The organism is Nonomuraea sp. SYSU D8015 (assembly GCF_008065375.1).
Lineage (GTDB): Bacteria > Actinomycetota > Actinomycetes > Streptosporangiales > Streptosporangiaceae > Nonomuraea.
This window is the reverse complement of record NZ_VJYI01000004.1, coordinates 251,585-269,568: the sequence shown is the minus strand read 5'-3', so window position 1 is coordinate 269,568 and position 17,984 is coordinate 251,585. Positions and strand designations below refer to the sequence as shown.

The following is a 17,984-nucleotide window of genomic DNA, read 5'->3' as shown; positions in this document are numbered from 1 at the left end:
TCATGAGACGCCCCACCCTGGAGGCGGTCGCCGCCCGGGCGGGGGTCTCGCGCGCCACCGCCTCGCGCGTCGTCAACGGGCAGACCACGGTGGCGCCCCACATCCGCGACGCCGTGCTGCGCGCCATCGACGAGCTGGGCTACGTCCCCAACTCGGCCGCACGCAGCCTGGTCACCCAGCGCACCGACTCGATCGCGCTGGTGATCAGCGAGCCCGGCACGCGGGTCTTCTCCGACGACCCGTGGTTCGCCATGGCGATCAGGTCGGCGTCTATGGAGCTCGAGGAGGCCAACAAGCAGGTCGTGCTGATGATGGCGTCCAACGCCAAGAGCCACGCCCGGGTGGAGCGCTACATCGCGGGCGGGCACGTGGACGGGGTCATGCTGATCTCCATGCACGGCGCCGACCCGCTGCCGGCCGCGCTGTCCCGCCTGCGCGTCCCCGTGGTCTCGTACGGGCGGCCGGCCGTTCCGGTGGACATCCCGTACGTCGACAACGACAACGTGGGCGGCGCCGAAGCCGGGGTCAAGCACCTGGTGGAGTCGGGGCGGCGCCGGATCGCCACGATCGCCGGCCCTCAGGACATGATCGCCGGCCAGGACCGCCTGACCGGCTACCGCAACGTGCTGCGCGACTCCGACCTGCGCTCGATCGTCGCGGTCGGTGACTTCACCCGCGAGTCTGGCGCGGTCGCGATGCGTCAGTTGCTCGGGGACGACCCGTCGCTGGACGCCGTCTTCGTCGCCAACGACCTGATGGCCATCGGCGCCCTGCAGTCCCTGCGGCAAGCCGGCCGTCGCGTGCCCGACGACGTGGCCGTGGTGGGCTTCGATGACATCGAGGCCGCCAAATACACCGAGCCGCCGCTCACGACGCTCCGGCACCCGGTGATCGAGCAGGCCGCCGCCATGGTCCGGCTGCTGCTGGGATTGTTCGAGGGCGAGCCGGCCGACCCGATGATCCTGCCGACGGAGCTGGTGATCCGCGAGTCCGCCTGACTCTGCGGGCCAGGGCCTGGTCTCCACCGGCGCGGCCGTGGCCGCCGTCGTCTCCGTCGCCGAGGAGCACGGCGTGCGGGTGCGGGAGCCCGTGGTGCTCAAGGACTCGTTCAACCTGCGGATCCACCTGCGACCGGCGCCCGTCGTGGCGCGGGTGCCGCCGGTGACAGCGCTCGGGCGGCCGCGGCCCGAGAAGGTGCTGCGGCGGGAGCCGGACGCGTGGCTGCGCGACCCGAGCGGCGCCACCCGGTGATCACATGGAGGGACTCCTTTGTTGACACCGTATACCTCACTGTTTACGGTGTATACCCAAAGGGGGGCTCTTCATGCCGTTACGGATTCTGGCGCTCGTCACCTCGGGGGTCCTGTTCTACTTCGGCACGGGATTGGCGCCGAATCCGGCGTTGACCTGGATCGCGCCGCTGCCGGTGCTGCTCCTGGCGCCGCGGGCGGGCGCGGGGACCACGTTCGCCGTCGCGTTCCTCGCCTATCTGCTGGGACTGACCAATCAGCTGAACTTCTTCCTGCACACGCCGTCGGTGCCGCTGCCGATCGGGATCGCCATCCTGGCCGGGTCGTCCGTGGTGTTCGGCCAGATGGTCCTGCTGTTCCGGGCGCTGGGCCGGCGTGGGTCGCTCCTGCTCGCGACGTTCGTGCCGCCCGCGGTGTGGGTGGCGGCCGGCTATCTGACCGTGCTGACCAATCCGACGGGCATCATCTGGCCGTTCGCGACGTCCGTGGCGGACGTGCCGGTCGTCACCCAGATCGCGTCGGTGACGGGCGCCTGGGGTGTGGAGTACCTGGTGCTGCTGGTGCCGACCGCCCTGAGCGCTGTGCTGTGGCCGGGGCCGGGGACGCGGGCGCGGCTGCATACCGGGGCGGCGGCCTTGGCCGCGTGTGCCTTGACGCTGGGGTTCGGGGTGTGGCGACTGGGGACGGCGGGCGGGGCGGCCGAACAGCGGGTGGCGGTGATGTCGGCCGGCCGCTACCAGTGGGCGCCGGACGCGGCGAGCCCGGGCGGGCAGGCGCTGGTCCGCGACTACGCGCGGCAGATCTTCACGCTACCGGCAGCGACCAGAACGGTGGTGCTGCCCGAGGGCGCCTTCGGCACCGACGAGGCCAGTCTGCCCGGCGTGATCGCGCCGCTGCGCGAGGCCGCGCGTGAGCGGGGCGTGGACGTGGTGATCGGCGTCGTCCACACCACCCCGAAGATCAAGTACAACTACTCGGTCAACATCCCGGCCGACGGGTCCGAGCCCGACCTCTACGCGAAATGGCACTTCGCGCCCGGGGCGCCGTTCCATCGCGGCGACCGGCTGGTCTTCGCGACGCCGCAGATCGGCCTGGCCAACTGCATGGATCTCAACTTCCCGTCCCCGGCCCGCGACTACGCGCGGGCTGGGGCGAGCCTGCTGGCGGTGCCGGCGGCCGACGAGTTCGGCAACGGCTGGCAGCACAGCCGGATGGGGCTGCTGCGCGGCGTGGAGAGCGGCGTGTCGGTGGCCTGGGCGGCTCAGTGGGGGACGCCGATGATCTCCGATCCGTGGGGGCGGGTGCTGGCGGAGACCGACACGGAGACGGCCCGGGAGCCGTTCGTGGTGGCCGCCGCCGGCGTCCCCGCAGGGCCGGGCGCGACCGTGTACGCCCGGTTCGGCGACTGGTTCGCGTGGCTTTGCCTGGCCCTGGTGGCCGGTGGCCTGATCGCGGTGCGGCCCGTCCGGCGGGTCACGGCCCGGCCGGACGTCGAGCCGGCGGTCAGCGCCCTTCTCCTCTGAACCCGATCAAGGACACGGTCTTCACGAACGTGTCGATCAGCGGGGCGCGGAAGAGCGGTGACGCCTTCGACGCCAGGTCCGGCTTCGGCATCCGGGTCAACGAGATGCCCGAGCCCGGCCGGGGCCCGGCAGTCGGGTCGGCCACATTCAACGATCTCCGGTTCAGCGGCTCCCCCTCCAGAAGGAACCCCCGCCGAAGTGGGGGGCGGGGAAAACGGGTAAGTCGTGGGCGACGTGCGGAAAACGAGGCTAGAGCTCGGCCCGGGTGGGCAGGCCCTGCCAGTCGCTGACGCTGGTCACCGCCGCGGCGCTCAGCAGCGCCCCGCGGTGCAGTCGTTCCTGCGGGGTGAGGCCGTCGAGGGCGGCGCTGATGTAGCCGGCCGCGAACGCCTCCCCCGCGCCCGCCGTGTCCACGATCGGCACCTGCCAGCCCTGCACGTCGTAGCGCATGCGGTCGGCGCGCACGCTCGCGCCCTTCGCGCCGCGGTCGACCACGACCTCGCGTTCCGGCGTGAGGGCGGGCTTGACCAGGTCGAGCTCGTCCTGGCGGAGGAAGAGCAGGTGCGATTCGGAGGCCAGCTCGCCGAGCACCTCCTCGGCCTCGCGTACCGACGGCCAGAGCTCGGGAACGTACTCGACCGCGAAGGAGATCATCACCTCGGCGTTCTTGGCGGCGCTGACGGCGGCGCGCACGGCGTCGAGCGCGTCCCTGCCGAGCCCGGCCGTGACGCCGGTGACGTGCAGCATCTTCGCCGCGCCGATCCGGTCGATCGGCACGTTCCCCGGTGACAGCCGCGAGCCGGCCGATCCGGCGCGGTAGTGGGTGACCTTGAGGTCGCGGGCCACACGGGACTCCCTGAGCAGCAGCCCCGTGTTCATCCCCTCGGACACCCGCATGTCCGCCACGTCCACGCCCTCGCCCTTGAGCACGGTCAGCGCCCTGGCGCCCAGTTCGTCGTCGCCCACCTTGCCGAGGTACGCGCACCGGTGACCGAGCCTGGCCAGCGCCACGGCCAGTGTGAACTCGGGGCCGCAGACGTCCAGCCTGGCGTCGCTCTCGTGGCGTACCCGGCCACTTGAGACGACGCCGAGCGGCTCCCCGAGCGTGTAGACGTCCGTCATGAGGCCGACTGTAGTCGGTCAAGTCCTACCGAAACGGGATTTTTCTGCATTAGCCCAGGTTAAGGCCGTGATCAAATATTTTCTGTAACTTTAGCCAACCTTTTCCCCATTCCGTGCCTCAAAGTAGTAGAGGGAGTCCGGCCACCCCGGGCCGGCTCCAACGCGATACGGGGAGAGGAATCAGCACCCTCATGAGAAAGATCGCACTAGGTATAGTCTCCGCCCTCGTGGGTGGGGCCATGCTGGTGACTGGGGCGGGGGCCGCCTCCGCCACCAAGGCAGACACGCAGCTCAGGATCCGCAGCATCACGCCCGATCCGGTCGTGGTGAAGGCCGGTGCGGAGACCACTGCGTTCTTCGACATCGTCGCCAGCTCCGACGTCCAGAAGGTCGAGCTCAGCGTCGCGCCCGAGGACAACGGCTTCCGCACCATGCGTTCCAAGGAAGTCAGGGACCTCGAGTCCTGGCGCAAGGCGATCTCGTTCAACGAGAACGACCCGGCCGGCAAGTGGAAGGCCACGGCCGTGGCCTTCGACGGCAAGGGCAAGGAACTCGCCAAGGACGAGGCGATGTTCACCGTCGAGATCGAGAAGGGCAAGGCGGAGACGCGCATCTCGCGCTTCAGCGCCGACCCCTACAAGGTCCGCAAGGGCAAGAACATCTACTTCTCCGGCCGTCTCCTCGCCGATGATGGCGACGGCTGGGCGTCCGTTCGCGGCGAGAAGGTGAACATCTACGTCCGCACCAGCGGCTCCAGCGGCTGGAAGTGGGTCGCCTCCGACTGGACCGACCGACACGGCAAGTTCTACGCCAAGACCAAGGCGTACAAGAGCGGCTTCTTCCGCGCCGTGTACGCCGGCGACGACGAGCTCGAGGGGAGCACGAGCCGCTCGGACTACGTCCGGGTGTACGGCTCCTGGTGGCGTCGCTGATCAACACCCCTGAGGCCCGGTCCCTTCGCGGGGCCGGGCCTCCGGCTTTTCCGGACCTTCTGTCTGCTTCCAGGTTTATCGATCACCCGAACGGCGCATGGTCAGCCCCATTGTCGTGATCGACCTGGAAGGAGCCCCCGCATGCCGCATCCCCTCATCGCCCTCGTCCTGAGCATGACGAGCACGCTGGGGGCGGCCCCTTCACCGGACCTCACCGTGCGGTACGAGCCCGCCGGCTCGCCCCGCGCCGAGCAGGCCAGGAAGCTGCTGGCGGACAGCGGCGCGCTGAAGACGAAGATCAAACTGCCCAAGCCGGTCGAGGTCGTCGCCCGCGACTGCGACGAGCCGCGGGCCACGTGGGACGGCGAGGAGCGCCGGATCGCGATCTGCTACTCCCTGGTGGACAAAGTGCGCCGCACGCTGACCGGGATCGCCCAGACCGAGGAGGCCGACGCCCGCACCGCGGCCCACCGCGTCGACGCCGCGCTCACCGTGCTCTTCCACCACCAGCTCGGCCACGCCCTGGGCGCCATGAACGGCCTTCCCGACGACGAAGGGCAGGCCGACCGGTTCGCCGCGCTGACGCTCGTGGCCGACGCGCCCAAGCGGGTGATCCGCGCCGCCGAGGCCCGCCATCTGCTCGCCGGGCACGCCGGCGTCGACCACCTCTCCGGGCCCGAGGAGTCGGCCACGTTCGCCTGCCTGCTCTACGGCGCCGACCCGGCCAAGCACGCCCCCATCGCCAAGGGCGGCTGGGTTCCCGCCGAACGGGCCCCGACCTGCGCCGACGAGTACAACCGGGCCAAATCAGCCATCGGTGGCATGACCGTGAAAGCCGGGGCGTAGGGGGTAGCAGCGGAAGTATGGCTGAGGACCTGCTCCGAGACTTCGATCCGTTCGACATTTTCGACGCCGAGGCGGCCAGGCTCGACCGCTTCTTCAGCGGCCTCGACGAGAGCGCCTGGCAGCGGCCCTCCCGCTGTGCCGGCTGGTCGGTCCGCGACGTGCTGGCGCACCTGGCGGGCGAGGAGATGTACAACCACGCCTGCCTGAACGGGACCGTGCAGGAGCTGATGACCCGGCTGACCGTCGAGGGCGTGGCCGGGTTCAACGAGTTCAACGAGTGGTGCGTACGGCAGCGCCGGGGCCTGCCCGTCGAGGAGGTCCTGGAGGAGTGGCGGGCCGAGAACGGCGAGACGCGCCGGCGCATGCGCGACCTCGGCCCCGACGCCCTGCTCGACACGATGGCCGGGCCGTACCCCAACGGGCGGCAGGCCTTCCACTACGACTCCGAGTACGCCACCCACGCCGACGACGTGGGCGTCCCCGTGACCGACGAGGAGGCCGACGACAGGACGCTGTGGCGGGTCGCGGTGGGCCGGTTCGTGCTGGCGGAGCAGGAGGCCAAGGTGCAGGTCGAGCAGACGGCCGAGTACATCTGGGTGGCGGTGAACGGCACCACCGCGTCGATGTCGTACGCGGACTTCGTGGAGGCCACGGTGGGGCGGCTGCCCGCCTCCCACGGGCTCGACCCGCGTGTCGCCTCGGCCTTGAGGTGTCTGGCGTGAGAGGAGATCGAGGATGTGGCTGCGTAACCGCGCGGGCACGGAGCCACTGACCGCGCGCAGCCCGTTGCGTGCCCGGCGGATCCTGTCCATCGTGGCGCTGGTGGTCGGCGTCGTCGCGGCGGTGTTCTTCGTGACGCGCGCCATGAGCACGGGTGAGGAGGTCTGGCGCTGGGAGGCCGCGATCGCGGCCGCGGTGGCCATCATCGCGGCCGTCGACCTGGTGGTGCTGCGGCACCGCCGCTCAGGTGGTCAGCACGGCGAGCAGCAGTAGCAGGATCACCACGGCGCCGACCGCGAAGATCACCCATACGTGGGTCAGCGCCCACACGCGGAGGCGGTCGCCGTACGCCTGCGGGAAGAAGTCTCCCCCTGCCTCGATTCTGTTGATCGCCGCCACACGCTTGGCCAGCTCGGGATCCTCTCGCTCGAGGGCCTGCTCGATCTGAGCAAGGATGCGGCGTTCCCTTCCAGAGAGACTCATCACACCACCACTGCTGCTGCTCTCACGCCGGTGGAAGCCATTTACCCAGGGGTGGCGGCAGCATGCCGACGGCAAGGCGCTGTTCCCGTGCCTGTTCGACGTGCTCAGGATGGCGGTTGAGCCAGCCGGTGCGGGCCGGCGGCGACCCCGCCACCGCGCTCCCCGGCACCATGGGCCTCTAGTGCGGGAACGCCTTGGGCGGGCGGGGTGTGACCTCGTCGCGGAACGCCTCGACGACGGCGGCGATCTGCCGCGCCAGGACGGTGTCCTCGATGCGGTCGAGATAGAGGGAGCGCCGGGCCAGCCCGTCGAGGTCGACGGCGAAATAGATGGCCATGAGCGGATTGATGAACAGCTCGCTGCCGCGCGTGCGCTCGGTGAAGCGCACGTCGCCGAACTCGCCGCGGATTGCGGCGGCGATCGAGCCGTTCACGATGCTGAGGTGGCCGGGCATCTCGGCCTGGGCGTGGGCGACCGCGTCCAAGTAGAGGGCGCCCGGCTTCGTGGCCCTGGACAACGAGAACGCGCCCAGGTAAGCGCCCTCACGCTCCAGCGCCGCGAGGTTTTCGAGGACCTGCGCGTGGTTGACGCCGTGATAGGCGTCCACGCCGAAGCCGAGGCAGGCGACGATCTTCTGCGGCAGGTCGAGGCCGTGGACGGCGGCGAGGCTGGCCATGTCCTCGACCGGCGTGCCCAGGCCCGACTCGTCGCCGCGCATGAGGATGTCGGTGCCGCCGTCCACCAGGACGATCGCGTCGAGGCCGAGGTGCTCGGCCAGCCTGGCGTACGCGGCGCGGAGGGGCTGGACGCCGGCCTTGGGGAACGCGTACACGGTCGCGGGCATGCCCTGCCCGTGGAGCCAGCGGGCGAGGGCGCGCTCGGGGAGATACCAGTCGCGGGAGCAGGTGTCCGGGCCGACGGCGGCGACGTCTTCTGCCAGCCAGACGTCCAGGTCGAGGGCGTCGAGGCGGCTGAACGACAGGTTCGCCAGATGGACCTCCTTGCCCTGCTCGCGCAGCGCGAGGGCCAGCGGTAATCCGGCGTAGACGTCGAAGCCCCCGCCCGCGCCGGCCACGAGGATCCGGTGGGACGCCTCCAGGCGGGCGGACAGGGGCGAGTCGAGCACGCGTCACATCTTTCCGTAGATGCGGGCCCGCTATCCACGGTGAGCCGCTGAACGCGGCTCGCCGTATCTCTGCTTGAAGCGCTCGACGCGTCCGGCGGTGTCGAGGATGCGGCCGCGGCCGGTGTAGAAGGGGTGGCTGGCGGACGACACGTCCACGTCGACGACCGGGTACGTCTTGCCGTCCTCCCACTCGATCGTCTTGTCGCTGGTCAGCGTCGAGCGGGTGAGGAAGGCGAAGCCGACGCTCGGGTCGCGGAAGACCACCGGGCCGTACGCGGGGTGCAGGTTCTTCTTCATGCCCCGCTCAACATGGCGACAACGGTTTTCATTCCCTGTCGTAGGCGACCAAGGAGAGGGCTCCCAGCGCACAGGCCGCCGCCACCAGCCCCATGACCGCCGGATACCCGGCGACCTGCGCGATCCCGGCCGCCACCAGCGGCGCGACCGCCTTGGCCACGGTGATCGGCAGCGACAGGGCCCCGCTGAGCGACGCGTACGCGGCGGTGCCGTACCGGTCGGCGATCAACGCGGGCCGGGCGATCGTCGCCACCCCGAACCCCAGCCCGAACAGCACCACCGCCGCCACGGCCCCGCCCGCGCTCCGCCCGACCAGCGGCAGCAGCACCGCCGCCAGCCCCTGGAGCGCGAACATCACGGCCGTGATCAGCGCCACCCGCCAGCGCGTCTGCAGCCCCGTCGCGACCAGCCGCCCCGTCACCGAGAGCACCCCGAGCAGCCCGGCCACGGTCGCGGCGAACACGGGCGGGTGCCCGAGCGTGATCAGGTACGTCACCAGGAGCACCCCCATGACCGCCACCGCGCCGGTATGGGTCAGGAACCCGGCCGCCAGCAGCCAGAAGGGCCGCTCGCGCAGTGCCGCCCCGACGATCTCGCCCCGGTCCACGTGGGCGGGCGCCCTCCTGCTCCGCACGGCCAGCCCGTGGAGGGGCACGGCGGTGAGCGCGTACCCGGCGGCCAGGACGACCAGCGCCTGCCGCCAGCCGTACCGGTCGACGAGGAAACCGGTCAGCGGCAGGAAGATGCTGGAGGCGAACCCGGCGACGACGGTCACCGCCAGCAGCGCCCGCGCCCGCCGGGCCGCGTCGAACCAGGCCACGATCACCGCGAAGGCCGCCTCGTACAGCACCATCGCCGACGCCACGCCCAGCACCACGCACACGAGGTAGAGCTGCGCCACGGTCTGCACCTGCGACCACGCCAGCACGGCGCCCGCGCCCAGCGCGGAGCCCACCGTCATCAGCCCGCGCGCGCCGTGCCGGTCCAGCCAGCGCCCGACGACCGGCGCCACGACCCCCGACAGGAGGACGGCCAGGGTGATCGCCCCGGTGAGCTGCGCGACCCCGGCGTTCAGGTCACGGGACATCGGCGGAATGAACACCGAGAACGCGTAATAAAGCACGCCATATCCGGCGGTCTGGGTGATCGCGAGTGCGCCGATCATGCACGCGGGCGCCTTAGGGCCGGATGCGGCGATCACGTCACCCATCGTTCCCGTTCATCAACCGGAAATACGGTGATAAGCGTCACGTCGCCGCCAGTAGCGTCGAGACATGAGTCTTTCGTACGTGGTAACCGGCGGCGGGCGCGGCATTGGAAAGGCCGTCGTCGAGCGGCTCCTCGGCGAGAAGAACACCGTGGTCGCCATCGAACGCGACGCCGACGCCCTCGCCTGGGCCGGCGGCCGGGTGGTGCCCGTGATCGGCGACGCGGCCGACGAGGAGGTCGCCGCCTGGGCCGCGGACCTGGCCCAGGAGTCGGGCGCCTTGAAAGGGTGGGTCAACAACGCCGCCGTCTTCCGTGACGCCTCCGTGCACTCCTCCCCGATCGGCGAGGTCAGAGGGCTGATCGCGGCCAACCTGGACCTGGCGGTCGTCGGCTGCGCCACGGCCGTGCGCTGCTTCCTCGCCGCCGGCACCCCCGGCGCCATCGTGAACGTCACCTCCCACCAGGCCACCCGGGCGGTGCCGGGCAGCCTGCCGTACGCGACGGCGAAAGCCGGCACCGAGGGGCTGACCAGGGCGCTGGCCGTCGAGTACGGCAGGCGCGGCATCCGGGTCAACGCCGTCGCCCCGGGCACGGTGGCCACCGAGCGCTACGAGTCATTCCTGGCTTCCCGCACCCCGGAGGAGGCGGCGGCCGTCGAGGAGCAGTTGGCCGCGCTCCACCCCCTGGGGCGCGTGGCCACACCCGCCGAGGTGGCCGCCGTCGTGGCCTACCTGCTGTCGGACGACGCCGCGTTCGTCAACGGCGCCACGGTGCCCGTGGACGGCGGCCGCACGGTGCTCGGACTCGACCCCGAGGCCAAGTGATCAGCCGAGTCGCAGTCCTCCTGTCACGATGATCGCCGGGCCGCGTGCCGCGTGCGCCTCGGGCGGACAGGTCGCGTCCGGCGGTCTGCCGAAGGTAGGTTGAGGAGTCCGTCGGGACGCCCGCCGGGCCTCGATCGCCCTCCGCGAACTTACAATCCGCTCGCTCGCGAACACGTAAGGTAGCCGCATGGATACCACCCCCACCGAGGTTCTGCACCGCGTGTTCGGCTACGACTCGTTCCGGGCGGGTCAGCAGGAGATCATCGATCATGTCGTGGCCGGCGGCGACGCGCTCGTCCTCATGCCCACCGGCGGCGGCAAATCGCTCTGCTACCAGATCCCCGCCCTGGTGCGCCCAGGCGTGGGGGTGGTCGTCTCGCCCCTCATCGCGTTGATGCAGGACCAGGTCGACGCGCTGCGGGCGCTCGGCGTGCGGGCGGGGTTCCTCAACTCGACGCAGGGCTTCGACGAGCGCCAGCTGGTGGAGGCGGAGTTCCTGGCCGGCGAGCTCGACCTGCTCTACCTCGCGCCCGAGCGGCTGCGCGTGGAGGCCACGATGCGGCTGCTGGCCAAGGGTGACATCTCGGTGTTCGCCATCGACGAGGCGCACTGCGTGGCGCAGTGGGGCCACGACTTCCGGCCCGACTACCTCGCGCTCTCCGAGCTGCGCGAGCGCTGGCCGGAGGTGCCGCGCATCGCGCTGACCGCGACCGCCACCCCGGCCACCCACGAGGAGATCTCCTCCAGGCTCGGCCTCGATCAGGCCCGCCACTTCGTCGCCGGCTTCGACCGGCCCAACATCCACTACCGCATCACGCCCAAGAGCGAGCCGAAGAAGCAGCTGCTGGAGTTCCTGCGCACCGAGCATCCGGACGAGTCCGGCATCGTCTACTGCCTGTCGCGCTCCTCGGTCGAGAAGATCGCCGAGTTCCTGGTGGACAACGGCATCGCGGCGGTGCCGTACCACGCGGGGCTCGACGCCCGCACCCGCGCCGCCCACCAGGCCCGCTTCCTGCGGGAGGACGGGCTGATCGTGGTGGCCACGATCGCGTTCGGCATGGGCATCGACAAGCCCGACGTGCGCTTCGTCGCCCATCTCGACCTGCCGAAGTCGGTGGAGGGCTACTACCAGGAGACCGGGCGGGCCGGGCGCGACGGGCTGCCGGCGACCGCCTGGATGGCCTACGGGCTGCAAGACGTGGTGCAGCACCGGCGCATGGCCATGGAGGGCGACGACGCGCACCGCCGCCGCCAGGTCCTCCACCTCGACGCCATGCTGGCGCTGTGCGAGACCGTGGGCTGCCGCCGGGTGATGCTGCTCGACTACTTCGGGCAGAAGGGGTCCGAGCCCTGCGGCAACTGCGACACCTGCCAGACGCCGCCCGAGTCGTGGGACGGCACGGTCGCGGCCCAGAAGGTGCTCTCCACCGTGCTGCGGCTGGCCCGGGAGCGGCGGCAGAAGTTCGGGGTCGGGCAGGTGGTCGACATCCTGCTCGGCAAGAAGACCGCCAAGGTGCTGCAGCACGGGCACGACTCGCTGACCGTGTTCGGGGTGGGGGCCGATCTGGGCAACGCGGAGTGGCACGGGGTGGTGCGGCAGCTGCTGGCGCAGGGGTTGCTGGCGGTGGAGTCCGACTACGGGGCGCTGGTGCTCACGGACGCGAGCGCGGCGGTGCTGCGCGGCCAGCGCGAGGTGCCGCTGCGCCGCGACACCCTGCGGCCGGCCCGCGCCAAGGTCGCGGCCCAGGCGAAGTCGCGGCCCGAGGCCGCCGCGCTGCCCGCGGAGGCCGCCCCCGTCTTCGAGCGCCTGCGGGCGTGGCGGGCCTCCGTCGCCAAGGAGCAGGGCGTTCCGGCGTACGTCATCTTCCACGACGCCACGCTGCGCGAGATCGCCACCCGCTCCCCGTCGACGCTCGCGGAGCTGAGCACGGTGAACGGCGTCGGGGAGAACAAACTGGCGAAATACGGCGAGCAGGTCCTCCAGACGCTGGCCGGCGGCGGCGACGAAGGCTGACCGTGACGGACAACGAAATCTGGGATCCCTTCGGGACGCTGCGCCGGGCGCTGTGGATCGGCGAGGGGAGCATGGTGGTGGCGACGGCCGCACGAAGAACGGTCGTCGCCACCACGTCGGTCGGCCTGGTCTCGGCGGTTCGCCCACGCCGCGCCGCCGATCGACCGGGCGTACGTGTTGAGTCTGCCCCTTGGCACGATGGGAACCCATCCGTTCACGATCTTCTCACCGTAGCGGCCAGTGATGGCGGGATTTCCGGGGCTGTCTTGACGTACAGGGTGATCGTACGGTGTCGGTGCGCCGCGTGCGGGGGCGGGTAAGACGTACTGACCGGTTAGGTTAGGTGCGGCAGGACGACCAGTTCGGGTCGCGGCCCAAGTAGGCGAGCAGGTGGTCCTGGGCGGGCGCGTCGGCGGGGACGGTCAGCCGCGCGGCGAACCGGGCCGGGCGGTCGGCCTGCGTGATGAACAGCCGGGCCAGGTCGAGCAGTTCCTCGGCCATGAGGGATGGGATCGGGCGGTGCTCGCCGCAGGTTCTGGCCACGTCCCAGCCGTGGACGGCGATCTCGATCGCGCCGACCGCGGCCACCATCGGGCTCGTCAGGTGGCGGTCGTGAACGGAGATCACGTCGTGGGCGAGCGTGCCCACCCAGACGCCCAGGACCTCGGTGGCGTCGTCCCGCAGGACGAGAGCCGGATTGCCGGCCCGGGCCCTGCGCAGTCGGCCGATCTTCCTGGTGCGGGGGCTGATGTGGCCGGTTGCGGCCTCGTTCAGGGTTCTGAGGGAGTCGTTCACGTGGTCGAGGAGCTTGTCCAGGCTCCAGCCGGCGCAGGGGGTGGGGCGGCAGAGGGTGGCCGGGGTGACGACGCGCAGGCTGCCCAGCGTGTAGTCGATCGCCCGTTCCAGCAACGCCACGCCCGCTGTCAGCGCCAGTCCCCGCCGCTCGCCGTCCATATCGCCTCCTTGTAGATGGAGACCACGGGGCGGGGGGAAAATCATCGGCCCGACGGTGAATTCCTCCCACGAGCCCGTGCTTCCGTCCCTTTCGCCGGCCCCCGGCTCCCGGCCCTCCCTCTGGCCGACGGTCCAGCCGGACGCGCCCACGGCAGGAAAGCAGCCCCCGAGAGACCAAGAGGGCGGGGAGGCCCGTGCGAGGGCCAGACGCCACGGGTGGTTCGCACGCGGGCACCGGCTGCGGGAGCAGGTCGCGGGGTGGGGCGTTTTCGTGGTTCGCGCGCAACCACGGGATCGATGGGCCGGTGGCGCGGGCCGTGCGGACGCGGCCGACGCGGGAACCTTCTGCCGCCATCCGGAGTAGAGAGAGCGAGGAGGTCCGATCATGCGGATGGTGGCGAGGCCGCGCCTGGCTGCGGGGGCCGCGGCTGTGGCAGTGGGGGTGGCGGCGGCCGTTTCAGGATGCACCGGGGCCGGCGAGCGGCCGCCGACGGGGGCCGCGAGCGCGAACCCGTCCACAAGCCCGGCCGCGAGCTCCGGCGCCGCGAGCGCGAGCCCGTCCGCAAGCCCGGCCGTGAGTTCCGGCGCCGCTTCGGCCCCGCCCCAGACCTCCGCCTCCAGCCCCAGCGCCGTTGTCACCGGAGAAGGGTGCAACGGGACGCAGGTGCTCCTCGGCAACGGGTTCCCCGAGGTCCGGGGGACGGCCGAGGGTGCCGAGCTGTGGGGGCTGCTCTTCACCAAGGGGCCGCCGCCGCTTCCCCGCGGCGAGGAGGTCAAGATCGTGTGGCGGATGACCGGTGAAGGGCCGTTGCAGATCAGGGCCACGCTCCCGGACGGCACGCGGGCGAAGCTCGCCTGGGGACCCGAGGAGCATGGCGGGTCGAGCTGGCGGCGCCCCGGTCAGGAGTGGGGCACCGGGTTCGTCTTCCCCGAGCGCGGCTGCTGGAAGGTCGAGCTGACCCGTACGCGGAGCTCAGGGCACGTGTGGCTCCCGGTCCGCTAGGGCGCGGTCGACGAAGGACGTCACGTCGTCCAGGACCTCGTCCTTGTTGGTCTCGTTGAAGACCTCGTGCCTGGCCCCGGGGTAGATCCGCTCGGTCAGGTCCGTGCCCCGCACGGCGTCGATGCCGGTCCGGCTCGGCCCCAAGGGCACGAGCTGGTCGTCGTCGCCGTGCACCCAGAGCGTGGGCAGCGCCCCGAAGGTCCCGCCCTTGGCGATCGTGGCCAGTGACGTGGCGAACGCCTCCAGCGTGGCCCGCTTGAAGGGGCCGTGCCAGACCAGCGGGTCGGCGGCGTACGCGGCCCTCACGGCCGGGTCGCGGGAGAGCGTGGCAGGGTCGATGGGGATGTCGGGGATCTCGTCGAGCGCCAGCAGCGCGGGGACGACCTCCCACTCGCCGATCACCGGGCCGGACAGCACGAGCGCGGCCAGTCCGGCGCCGTAACGCTGGGCGTAGCGGGCGGCGATCATGCCGCCCATCGAGTGGCCGATCACCACGACCGGCACGCCGGGGTGGTCGGCCCTGGCGCGTTCCTCGACGGAATGCACGTCGGTGACCACGTCCTCGAAGTCCTCGATCAGCACCCGGTCGCCTTCCGACCTGCCGTGCCCGATGTGGTCGAGGCCGTAGACGGCGGCGCCGTGCCTGACGAGCCGGTCGGCCACGTACTCGTAGCGGCCGATGTGCTCGCCGTACCCGTGGATGAGGACGACCACGTAGCGGGGCCGGTCGTTGGGCCACTCGCGGACCGTGTTGAGCCCTCGGACGCCGGCAAATGTGTGCTCTCGCGACTCGGCCATGCCGGTGAGCGTACGTCGAGGGCCCGTCGCCCCACAACCGCGTCCGGTGGACCGGGCGAGGACTGCGCAGCGCGGTGTGGACGGCGTGCGGCCCGGTCATCGGCATACGCTGGTGCTGGTCTTTCACGACATACGGTGAGGGAGGATCGTGATCCCGCTGCCGATGAGGGAGATCGCGCCCGGGGCGGTGCACGTGCCCGGCTGGCTCACGCCGGACGAGCAGCGGCGCCTCGTCCTGGCCTGCCGCGAGTGGGCCCGGGGCCCGGTGCCGATGCGGCACACGGTGTTGCCCGGCGGCGGCGTCATGTCGGTGCAGACGGTGTGCGTGGGCTGGCACTGGCAGCCGTACCGGTACACGCGGCTGGCCCACGACGTGAACGGCCGCAAGGTGGCCGGCTTCCCCGACTGGCTCGGCGATCTGGGCCGCCGGGCCGTGGCCGAGGCGTACGGCCGCCCCGCCGACGACTACGCGCCCGACACCGCGCTGATCAACTTCTACGACGGCCAGGCGAAGATGGGCATGCACCAGGACAAGGACGAGAAGTCCGACGCCCCGGTGGTGTCGCTGAGCATCGGGGACAGCTGCCTGTTCCGTTTCGGCAACACCGAGACGCGCGGCAAGCCGTACACGGACGTCGAGCTCGCCTCGGGCGACCTGTTCGTGTTCGGCGGCCCGTCGCGCCTGGCCTACCACGGCGTGCCGAAGGTCTACCCGGGGACGGGCGATCCCGGCACCGGGCTGGCCTCGGGCCGGCTCAACATCACCATGCGGGTCACCGGCCTCCGATGACGTAGTCGAAGTCGTCGTCGGAGAGCGTGCGCCGCAGGATCCGCAGCACCTTGGCGGCGTCGTCCTGTGGTCCTTCCATGTAGAAGGGCTTGCCGTTGCGCCCGAAGGTGATCGCCGAGCCGCCCTCCCACTTGCCCAGCGCCTCGGCCGCGGGCCCGAAGTGCTCGTTCGGCTCGAAGCCGAGCGTGCGGGCGTGGTCGACCGACCCCAGCACCAGGTGCCTGGCCAGCTCGAACGGCGCCTCCTGCCAGCCGGAGTACTCGCCGAAGAAGAATTCGCGGAAGCGCCGCAGCTCGCGTTCGTCCATCACCTCGGGGCCCATGACGTTCTTCACGCCGAGGCAGTAGACGTCGGCCAGATAGCCGGTGACCGACAGCTTGTCGAAGCCGTGCCGCCGGGCGACGAGCACGCACACCATCCCGTCGACGCCTGCCTCGGGCGCCTCGTCGGTCCATCCGAGCGCCGGGTCCACGCCGAGCCCGGCGCTCCAGCCGACGTTGATCCAGGATCCGACCACCTCGGGCTCGGCGGTGTCGGCGGTCTCCGCGGCGATCTCCCGCACCAGAGGCGCCACGGCAGACGGCGGCACCTTGAGTGCGCGGGCGATCTCCTTGGGGGACTTGCCCTGGGCGCGTAGCTCGCGTACCTGCTTCTTCAATTCCATGTCCACCGGGGCAGCCTAAGAGCTATCCCTTAAATCGGGATAGTCCGGGTCCCCTACCCGGCCCCTCTACCTGCGCGGGCGAACATGCCTGTGGCTGGACTCCTGCTTCGCCGACTCGGCCGACGGTTCCCCATCGGTGTTCTCGCGGCCGAGGGGATTGCCACGCAGCATGCCGGCTTCTTCCAGAGCTCAACCGACGGACGTGGTCACCGTGTCCACCCCGGTCTGGGTGACGGCGCGTCCTGAAACCAGGACAAGGGCGAGGTTGCGCAGGTCGGCGATGCGGTCGAGCGGGTCGCCGCGGACCGCGAGGAGGTCGGCCCGCTTGCCGGCCTCCAGGCTGCCGGTCACCGCCCCCACCCCGCAGGCGTCGGCGGCGCGCACGGTGGCCATCTCGAGGATCTCCGCGTTGCCGAATCCGGCGTGCGCGAACACCTCCAGACCGGCGACGTACCCGTCGGTGTTGTTGTCCACTCCCGCCGAGCCGAACCCGGCGTCAGTGCCCGCGATGAGGCGCACTCCCGCCTCCCGCATGGCCACGACCCCGTCGAGCCAGGCGTCGATCATCTCGGCCCCGAGCGTGTCGCGCAGCCTCCAGAACACGCCGTGCACGGTGGGGCAGACGTACGTGCCACTGGCCGCGACCAGGTCGGCGAGCTCGGCGTCGTAGCGGTGGCCGGAGGAGGTGAAGAACGAGCAGTGCTCGATGGTGGCCACGCCCGCCTCCACGGCGCTGCGGATCGCGGCGTGCGCGTGGGCGTGGGCCGCCACACTCTTGCCGCGGGTGGCCGCCTCCTCCACGACGGCGCGGATCTGGCTCGTGGTGTACTGCGGGACCCAACTGGGCGGCGCGCCGGGCGTCATCTGGCCGCCGGAGGCCATCACCTTGAGGCAGTCGGCGCCGGCACGCAAGTTCTCCCTGGCCACGCGGCGGATGCCGGCCTCGTCGTCGGCCTCGCCGCCCATGTACCAGCAGTGGCCGCCGGTGATCGTGATGGGCCGGGTCGCGGCCAGGAGGTGCGGGCCGACGGCCAGGCCCTCCTCGATCGCGTCGCGTAACGCGAGGTCGAGGAAGCCGCGCCCGCCGAGGTCGCGGGCCGTGGTGACGCCGGCGGACACCAGCTTGCGCGCGTTCTCCGCCATGCGCAGCAGCAGGTGGCGGTCGCTCTCGGCGCTCCGCCGCGTCACCGGGTCCACCGTGGCGTCGAACCCGAGGTGCACGTGCGCGTCGATCAGCCCCGGCAGCAGCGTGTGGCCGGGCAGGTCGACGATCTCCTCGGCCTCGCCGGCGCTGCCGCGCGGCCCCACGGAGACGATCGTGGCGCCGTCCACCGCGACCTCGCCGTCCTGGATCACCCCACCGGGACGCCCGGTCAGCACCCTGGCGGCGCGAAAGATCCGCATGCCCCCAGACTGCCACCGCCATAAG

At 71.5% G+C, this 17,984-nt stretch carries 20 protein-coding genes; 11 read left to right on the top strand and 9 right to left on the bottom strand.

What is annotated here, in order from left to right; translation table 11 throughout:
• Positions 1-2: 2 nt before the first annotated feature.
• The 3 genes from ID574_RS20565 to ID574_RS20555 all read left to right on the top strand — a co-directional run bounded on the left by ID574_RS20565 (position 3) and on the right by ID574_RS20555 (position 2,773).
• Entirely contained in the window at positions 3-998 is a 996-nt protein-coding gene (locus tag ID574_RS20565) for a LacI family DNA-binding transcriptional regulator (RefSeq protein WP_188190548.1), read from the top strand.
• Between the two features lie 37 nt (positions 999-1,035).
• Positions 1,036-1,251, top strand: a complete 216-nt coding sequence (locus ID574_RS20560; RefSeq protein WP_188190547.1) for a hypothetical protein — start codon at positions 1,036-1,038, stop codon at positions 1,249-1,251.
• A 73-nt stretch (positions 1,252-1,324) separates the two neighbouring features.
• Entirely contained in the window at positions 1,325-2,773 is a 1,449-nt protein-coding gene (locus tag ID574_RS20555) for a nitrilase-related carbon-nitrogen hydrolase (RefSeq protein WP_188190546.1), read from the top strand.
• Between the two features lie 249 nt (positions 2,774-3,022).
• Here the strand turns inward: ID574_RS20555 and ID574_RS20550 are convergent, their stop codons facing one another.
• On the bottom strand, positions 3,023-3,895 hold the full coding sequence (locus tag ID574_RS20550; protein ID WP_188190545.1) for a sugar kinase: 873 nt from the start codon (positions 3,893-3,895) through the stop codon (positions 3,023-3,025).
• 239 nt (positions 3,896-4,134) lie between these two features.
• Between ID574_RS20550 and ID574_RS20545 the strand changes: the two genes are divergently transcribed.
• The 4 genes from ID574_RS20545 to ID574_RS20530 all read left to right on the top strand — a co-directional run bounded on the left by ID574_RS20545 (position 4,135) and on the right by ID574_RS20530 (position 6,666).
• Entirely contained in the window at positions 4,135-4,827 is a 693-nt protein-coding gene (locus ID574_RS20545; RefSeq protein ID WP_188190544.1) for a hypothetical protein, read from the top strand.
• A gap of 141 nt (positions 4,828-4,968) precedes the next feature.
• Complete coding sequence (locus tag ID574_RS20540) at positions 4,969-5,673, top strand: DUF4344 domain-containing metallopeptidase (RefSeq protein ID WP_188190543.1); 705 nt, start codon at positions 4,969-4,971, stop codon at positions 5,671-5,673.
• 17 nt (positions 5,674-5,690) lie between these two features.
• Positions 5,691-6,395: a maleylpyruvate isomerase family mycothiol-dependent enzyme gene (locus ID574_RS20535; protein WP_188190542.1), complete on the top strand. Its 705-nt coding sequence runs from the start codon at positions 5,691-5,693 to the stop codon at positions 6,393-6,395.
• 13 nt (positions 6,396-6,408) lie between these two features.
• Entirely contained in the window at positions 6,409-6,666 is a 258-nt protein-coding gene (locus ID574_RS20530) for a DUF6343 family protein (RefSeq protein WP_188190541.1), read from the top strand.
• Here ID574_RS20530 and ID574_RS20525 read toward each other — a convergent pair.
• From ID574_RS20525 to ID574_RS20510, 4 genes are all read right to left on the bottom strand, one after another.
• On the bottom strand, positions 6,637-6,876 hold the full coding sequence (locus ID574_RS20525; protein ID WP_188190540.1) for a DUF3040 domain-containing protein: 240 nt from the start codon (positions 6,874-6,876) through the stop codon (positions 6,637-6,639). The genes ID574_RS20530 and ID574_RS20525 overlap by 30 nt on opposite strands.
• A gap of 178 nt (positions 6,877-7,054) precedes the next feature.
• Positions 7,055-8,002 (bottom strand): DUF1152 domain-containing protein, encoded by a 948-nt coding sequence (locus ID574_RS20520; protein ID WP_223166905.1) that lies wholly within the window; start codon positions 8,000-8,002, stop codon positions 7,055-7,057.
• A gap of 30 nt (positions 8,003-8,032) precedes the next feature.
• On the bottom strand, positions 8,033-8,299 hold the full coding sequence (locus ID574_RS20515; RefSeq protein ID WP_188190539.1) for a type B 50S ribosomal protein L31: 267 nt from the start codon (positions 8,297-8,299) through the stop codon (positions 8,033-8,035).
• 28 nt (positions 8,300-8,327) lie between these two features.
• Positions 8,328-9,464 (bottom strand): MFS transporter, encoded by a 1,137-nt coding sequence (locus tag ID574_RS20510; RefSeq protein ID WP_188190538.1) that lies wholly within the window; start codon positions 9,462-9,464, stop codon positions 8,328-8,330.
• A gap of 109 nt (positions 9,465-9,573) precedes the next feature.
• On the opposite strand from ID574_RS20510, the gene ID574_RS20505 reads away from it, so the two are divergent.
• Positions 9,574-10,332: an SDR family NAD(P)-dependent oxidoreductase gene (locus tag ID574_RS20505; protein ID WP_188190537.1), complete on the top strand. Its 759-nt coding sequence runs from the start codon at positions 9,574-9,576 to the stop codon at positions 10,330-10,332.
• A gap of 187 nt (positions 10,333-10,519) precedes the next feature.
• Positions 10,520-12,346: a DNA helicase RecQ gene (gene recQ / locus ID574_RS20500; RefSeq protein WP_188190536.1), complete on the top strand. Its 1,827-nt coding sequence runs from the start codon at positions 10,520-10,522 to the stop codon at positions 12,344-12,346.
• A gap of 339 nt (positions 12,347-12,685) precedes the next feature.
• On the opposite strand, the gene ID574_RS20495 is transcribed toward recQ, so the two are convergent.
• The gene (locus ID574_RS20495; RefSeq protein ID WP_188190535.1) at positions 12,686-13,300 is read right to left on the bottom strand and encodes a TIGR03086 family metal-binding protein; all 615 of its coding nucleotides are present in this window, start codon (positions 13,298-13,300) and stop codon (positions 12,686-12,688) included.
• 385 nt (positions 13,301-13,685) lie between these two features.
• On the opposite strand from ID574_RS20495, the gene ID574_RS20490 reads away from it, so the two are divergent.
• A complete protein-coding gene (locus tag ID574_RS20490) occupies positions 13,686-14,303 on the top strand; it encodes a hypothetical protein (protein WP_188190534.1) in 618 nt (205 codons plus the stop codon).
• Here the strand turns inward: ID574_RS20490 and ID574_RS20485 are convergent.
• Positions 14,274-15,101, bottom strand: coding sequence for an alpha/beta hydrolase (locus tag ID574_RS20485; protein WP_188190533.1), 828 nt, complete (start codon positions 15,099-15,101; stop codon positions 14,274-14,276). The two genes, ID574_RS20490 and ID574_RS20485, sit on opposite strands and share 30 nt — an antisense overlap.
• A 163-nt stretch (positions 15,102-15,264) precedes the next feature.
• Here ID574_RS20485 and ID574_RS20480 point away from each other — a divergent pair, with 163 nt between their 5' ends.
• The gene (locus tag ID574_RS20480; protein ID WP_188190876.1) at positions 15,265-15,891 is read left to right on the top strand and encodes an alpha-ketoglutarate-dependent dioxygenase AlkB family protein; all 627 of its coding nucleotides are present in this window, start codon (positions 15,265-15,267) and stop codon (positions 15,889-15,891) included.
• Here ID574_RS20480 and ID574_RS20475 read toward each other — a convergent pair.
• Positions 15,875-16,555 carry a helix-turn-helix domain-containing protein gene (locus tag ID574_RS20475; RefSeq protein ID WP_223166960.1) on the bottom strand — a complete coding sequence of 227 codons (681 nt, stop codon included), beginning with the start codon at positions 16,553-16,555 and terminating at the stop codon, positions 15,875-15,877. The two genes, ID574_RS20480 and ID574_RS20475, sit on opposite strands and share 17 nt — an antisense overlap.
• A 189-nt stretch (positions 16,556-16,744) precedes the next feature.
• Positions 16,745-17,959, bottom strand: a complete 1,215-nt coding sequence (locus ID574_RS20470) for an amidohydrolase family protein (RefSeq protein WP_188190532.1) — start codon at positions 17,957-17,959, stop codon at positions 16,745-16,747.
• Between the last annotated feature and the right edge of the window lie 25 nt (positions 17,960-17,984).

Excerpts from the sequence above, each read along its gene's own strand:
- ID574_RS20565 (WP_188190548.1), top strand. The coding sequence starts at position 3 with ATGAGACGCCCCACCCTGGAGGCGGTCGCCGCCCGGGCGGGGGTCTCG.
- ID574_RS20555 (WP_188190546.1), top strand. The coding sequence starts at position 1,325 with ATGCCGTTACGGATTCTGGCGCTCGTCACCTCGGGGGTCCTGTTCTAC.
- ID574_RS20550 (WP_188190545.1), bottom strand. The coding sequence starts at position 3,895 with ATGACGGACGTCTACACGCTCGGGGAGCCGCTCGGCGTCGTCTCAAGT.
- ID574_RS20545 (WP_188190544.1), top strand. The coding sequence starts at position 4,135 with ATGCTGGTGACTGGGGCGGGGGCCGCCTCCGCCACCAAGGCAGACACG.
- ID574_RS20540 (WP_188190543.1), top strand. The coding sequence starts at position 4,969 with ATGCCGCATCCCCTCATCGCCCTCGTCCTGAGCATGACGAGCACGCTG.
- ID574_RS20535 (WP_188190542.1), top strand. The coding sequence starts at position 5,691 with ATGGCTGAGGACCTGCTCCGAGACTTCGATCCGTTCGACATTTTCGAC.
- ID574_RS20530 (WP_188190541.1), top strand. The coding sequence starts at position 6,409 with ATGTGGCTGCGTAACCGCGCGGGCACGGAGCCACTGACCGCGCGCAGC.
- ID574_RS20525 (WP_188190540.1), bottom strand. The coding sequence starts at position 6,876 with ATGAGTCTCTCTGGAAGGGAACGCCGCATCCTTGCTCAGATCGAGCAG.
- ID574_RS20515 (WP_188190539.1), bottom strand. The coding sequence starts at position 8,299 with ATGAAGAAGAACCTGCACCCCGCGTACGGCCCGGTGGTCTTCCGCGAC.
- ID574_RS20510 (WP_188190538.1), bottom strand. The coding sequence starts at position 9,464 with ATGATCGGCGCACTCGCGATCACCCAGACCGCCGGATATGGCGTGCTT.
- ID574_RS20505 (WP_188190537.1), top strand. The coding sequence starts at position 9,574 with ATGAGTCTTTCGTACGTGGTAACCGGCGGCGGGCGCGGCATTGGAAAG.
- recQ (WP_188190536.1), top strand. The coding sequence starts at position 10,520 with ATGGATACCACCCCCACCGAGGTTCTGCACCGCGTGTTCGGCTACGAC.
- ID574_RS20495 (WP_188190535.1), bottom strand. The coding sequence starts at position 13,300 with ATGGACGGCGAGCGGCGGGGACTGGCGCTGACAGCGGGCGTGGCGTTG.
- ID574_RS20490 (WP_188190534.1), top strand. The coding sequence starts at position 13,686 with ATGCGGATGGTGGCGAGGCCGCGCCTGGCTGCGGGGGCCGCGGCTGTG.
- ID574_RS20485 (WP_188190533.1), bottom strand. The coding sequence starts at position 15,101 with ATGGCCGAGTCGCGAGAGCACACATTTGCCGGCGTCCGAGGGCTCAAC.
- ID574_RS20480 (WP_188190876.1), top strand. The coding sequence starts at position 15,265 with ATGAGGGAGATCGCGCCCGGGGCGGTGCACGTGCCCGGCTGGCTCACG.
- ID574_RS20475 (WP_223166960.1), bottom strand. The coding sequence starts at position 16,555 with ATGGAATTGAAGAAGCAGGTACGCGAGCTACGCGCCCAGGGCAAGTCC.
- ID574_RS20470 (WP_188190532.1), bottom strand. The coding sequence starts at position 17,959 with ATGCGGATCTTTCGCGCCGCCAGGGTGCTGACCGGGCGTCCCGGTGGG.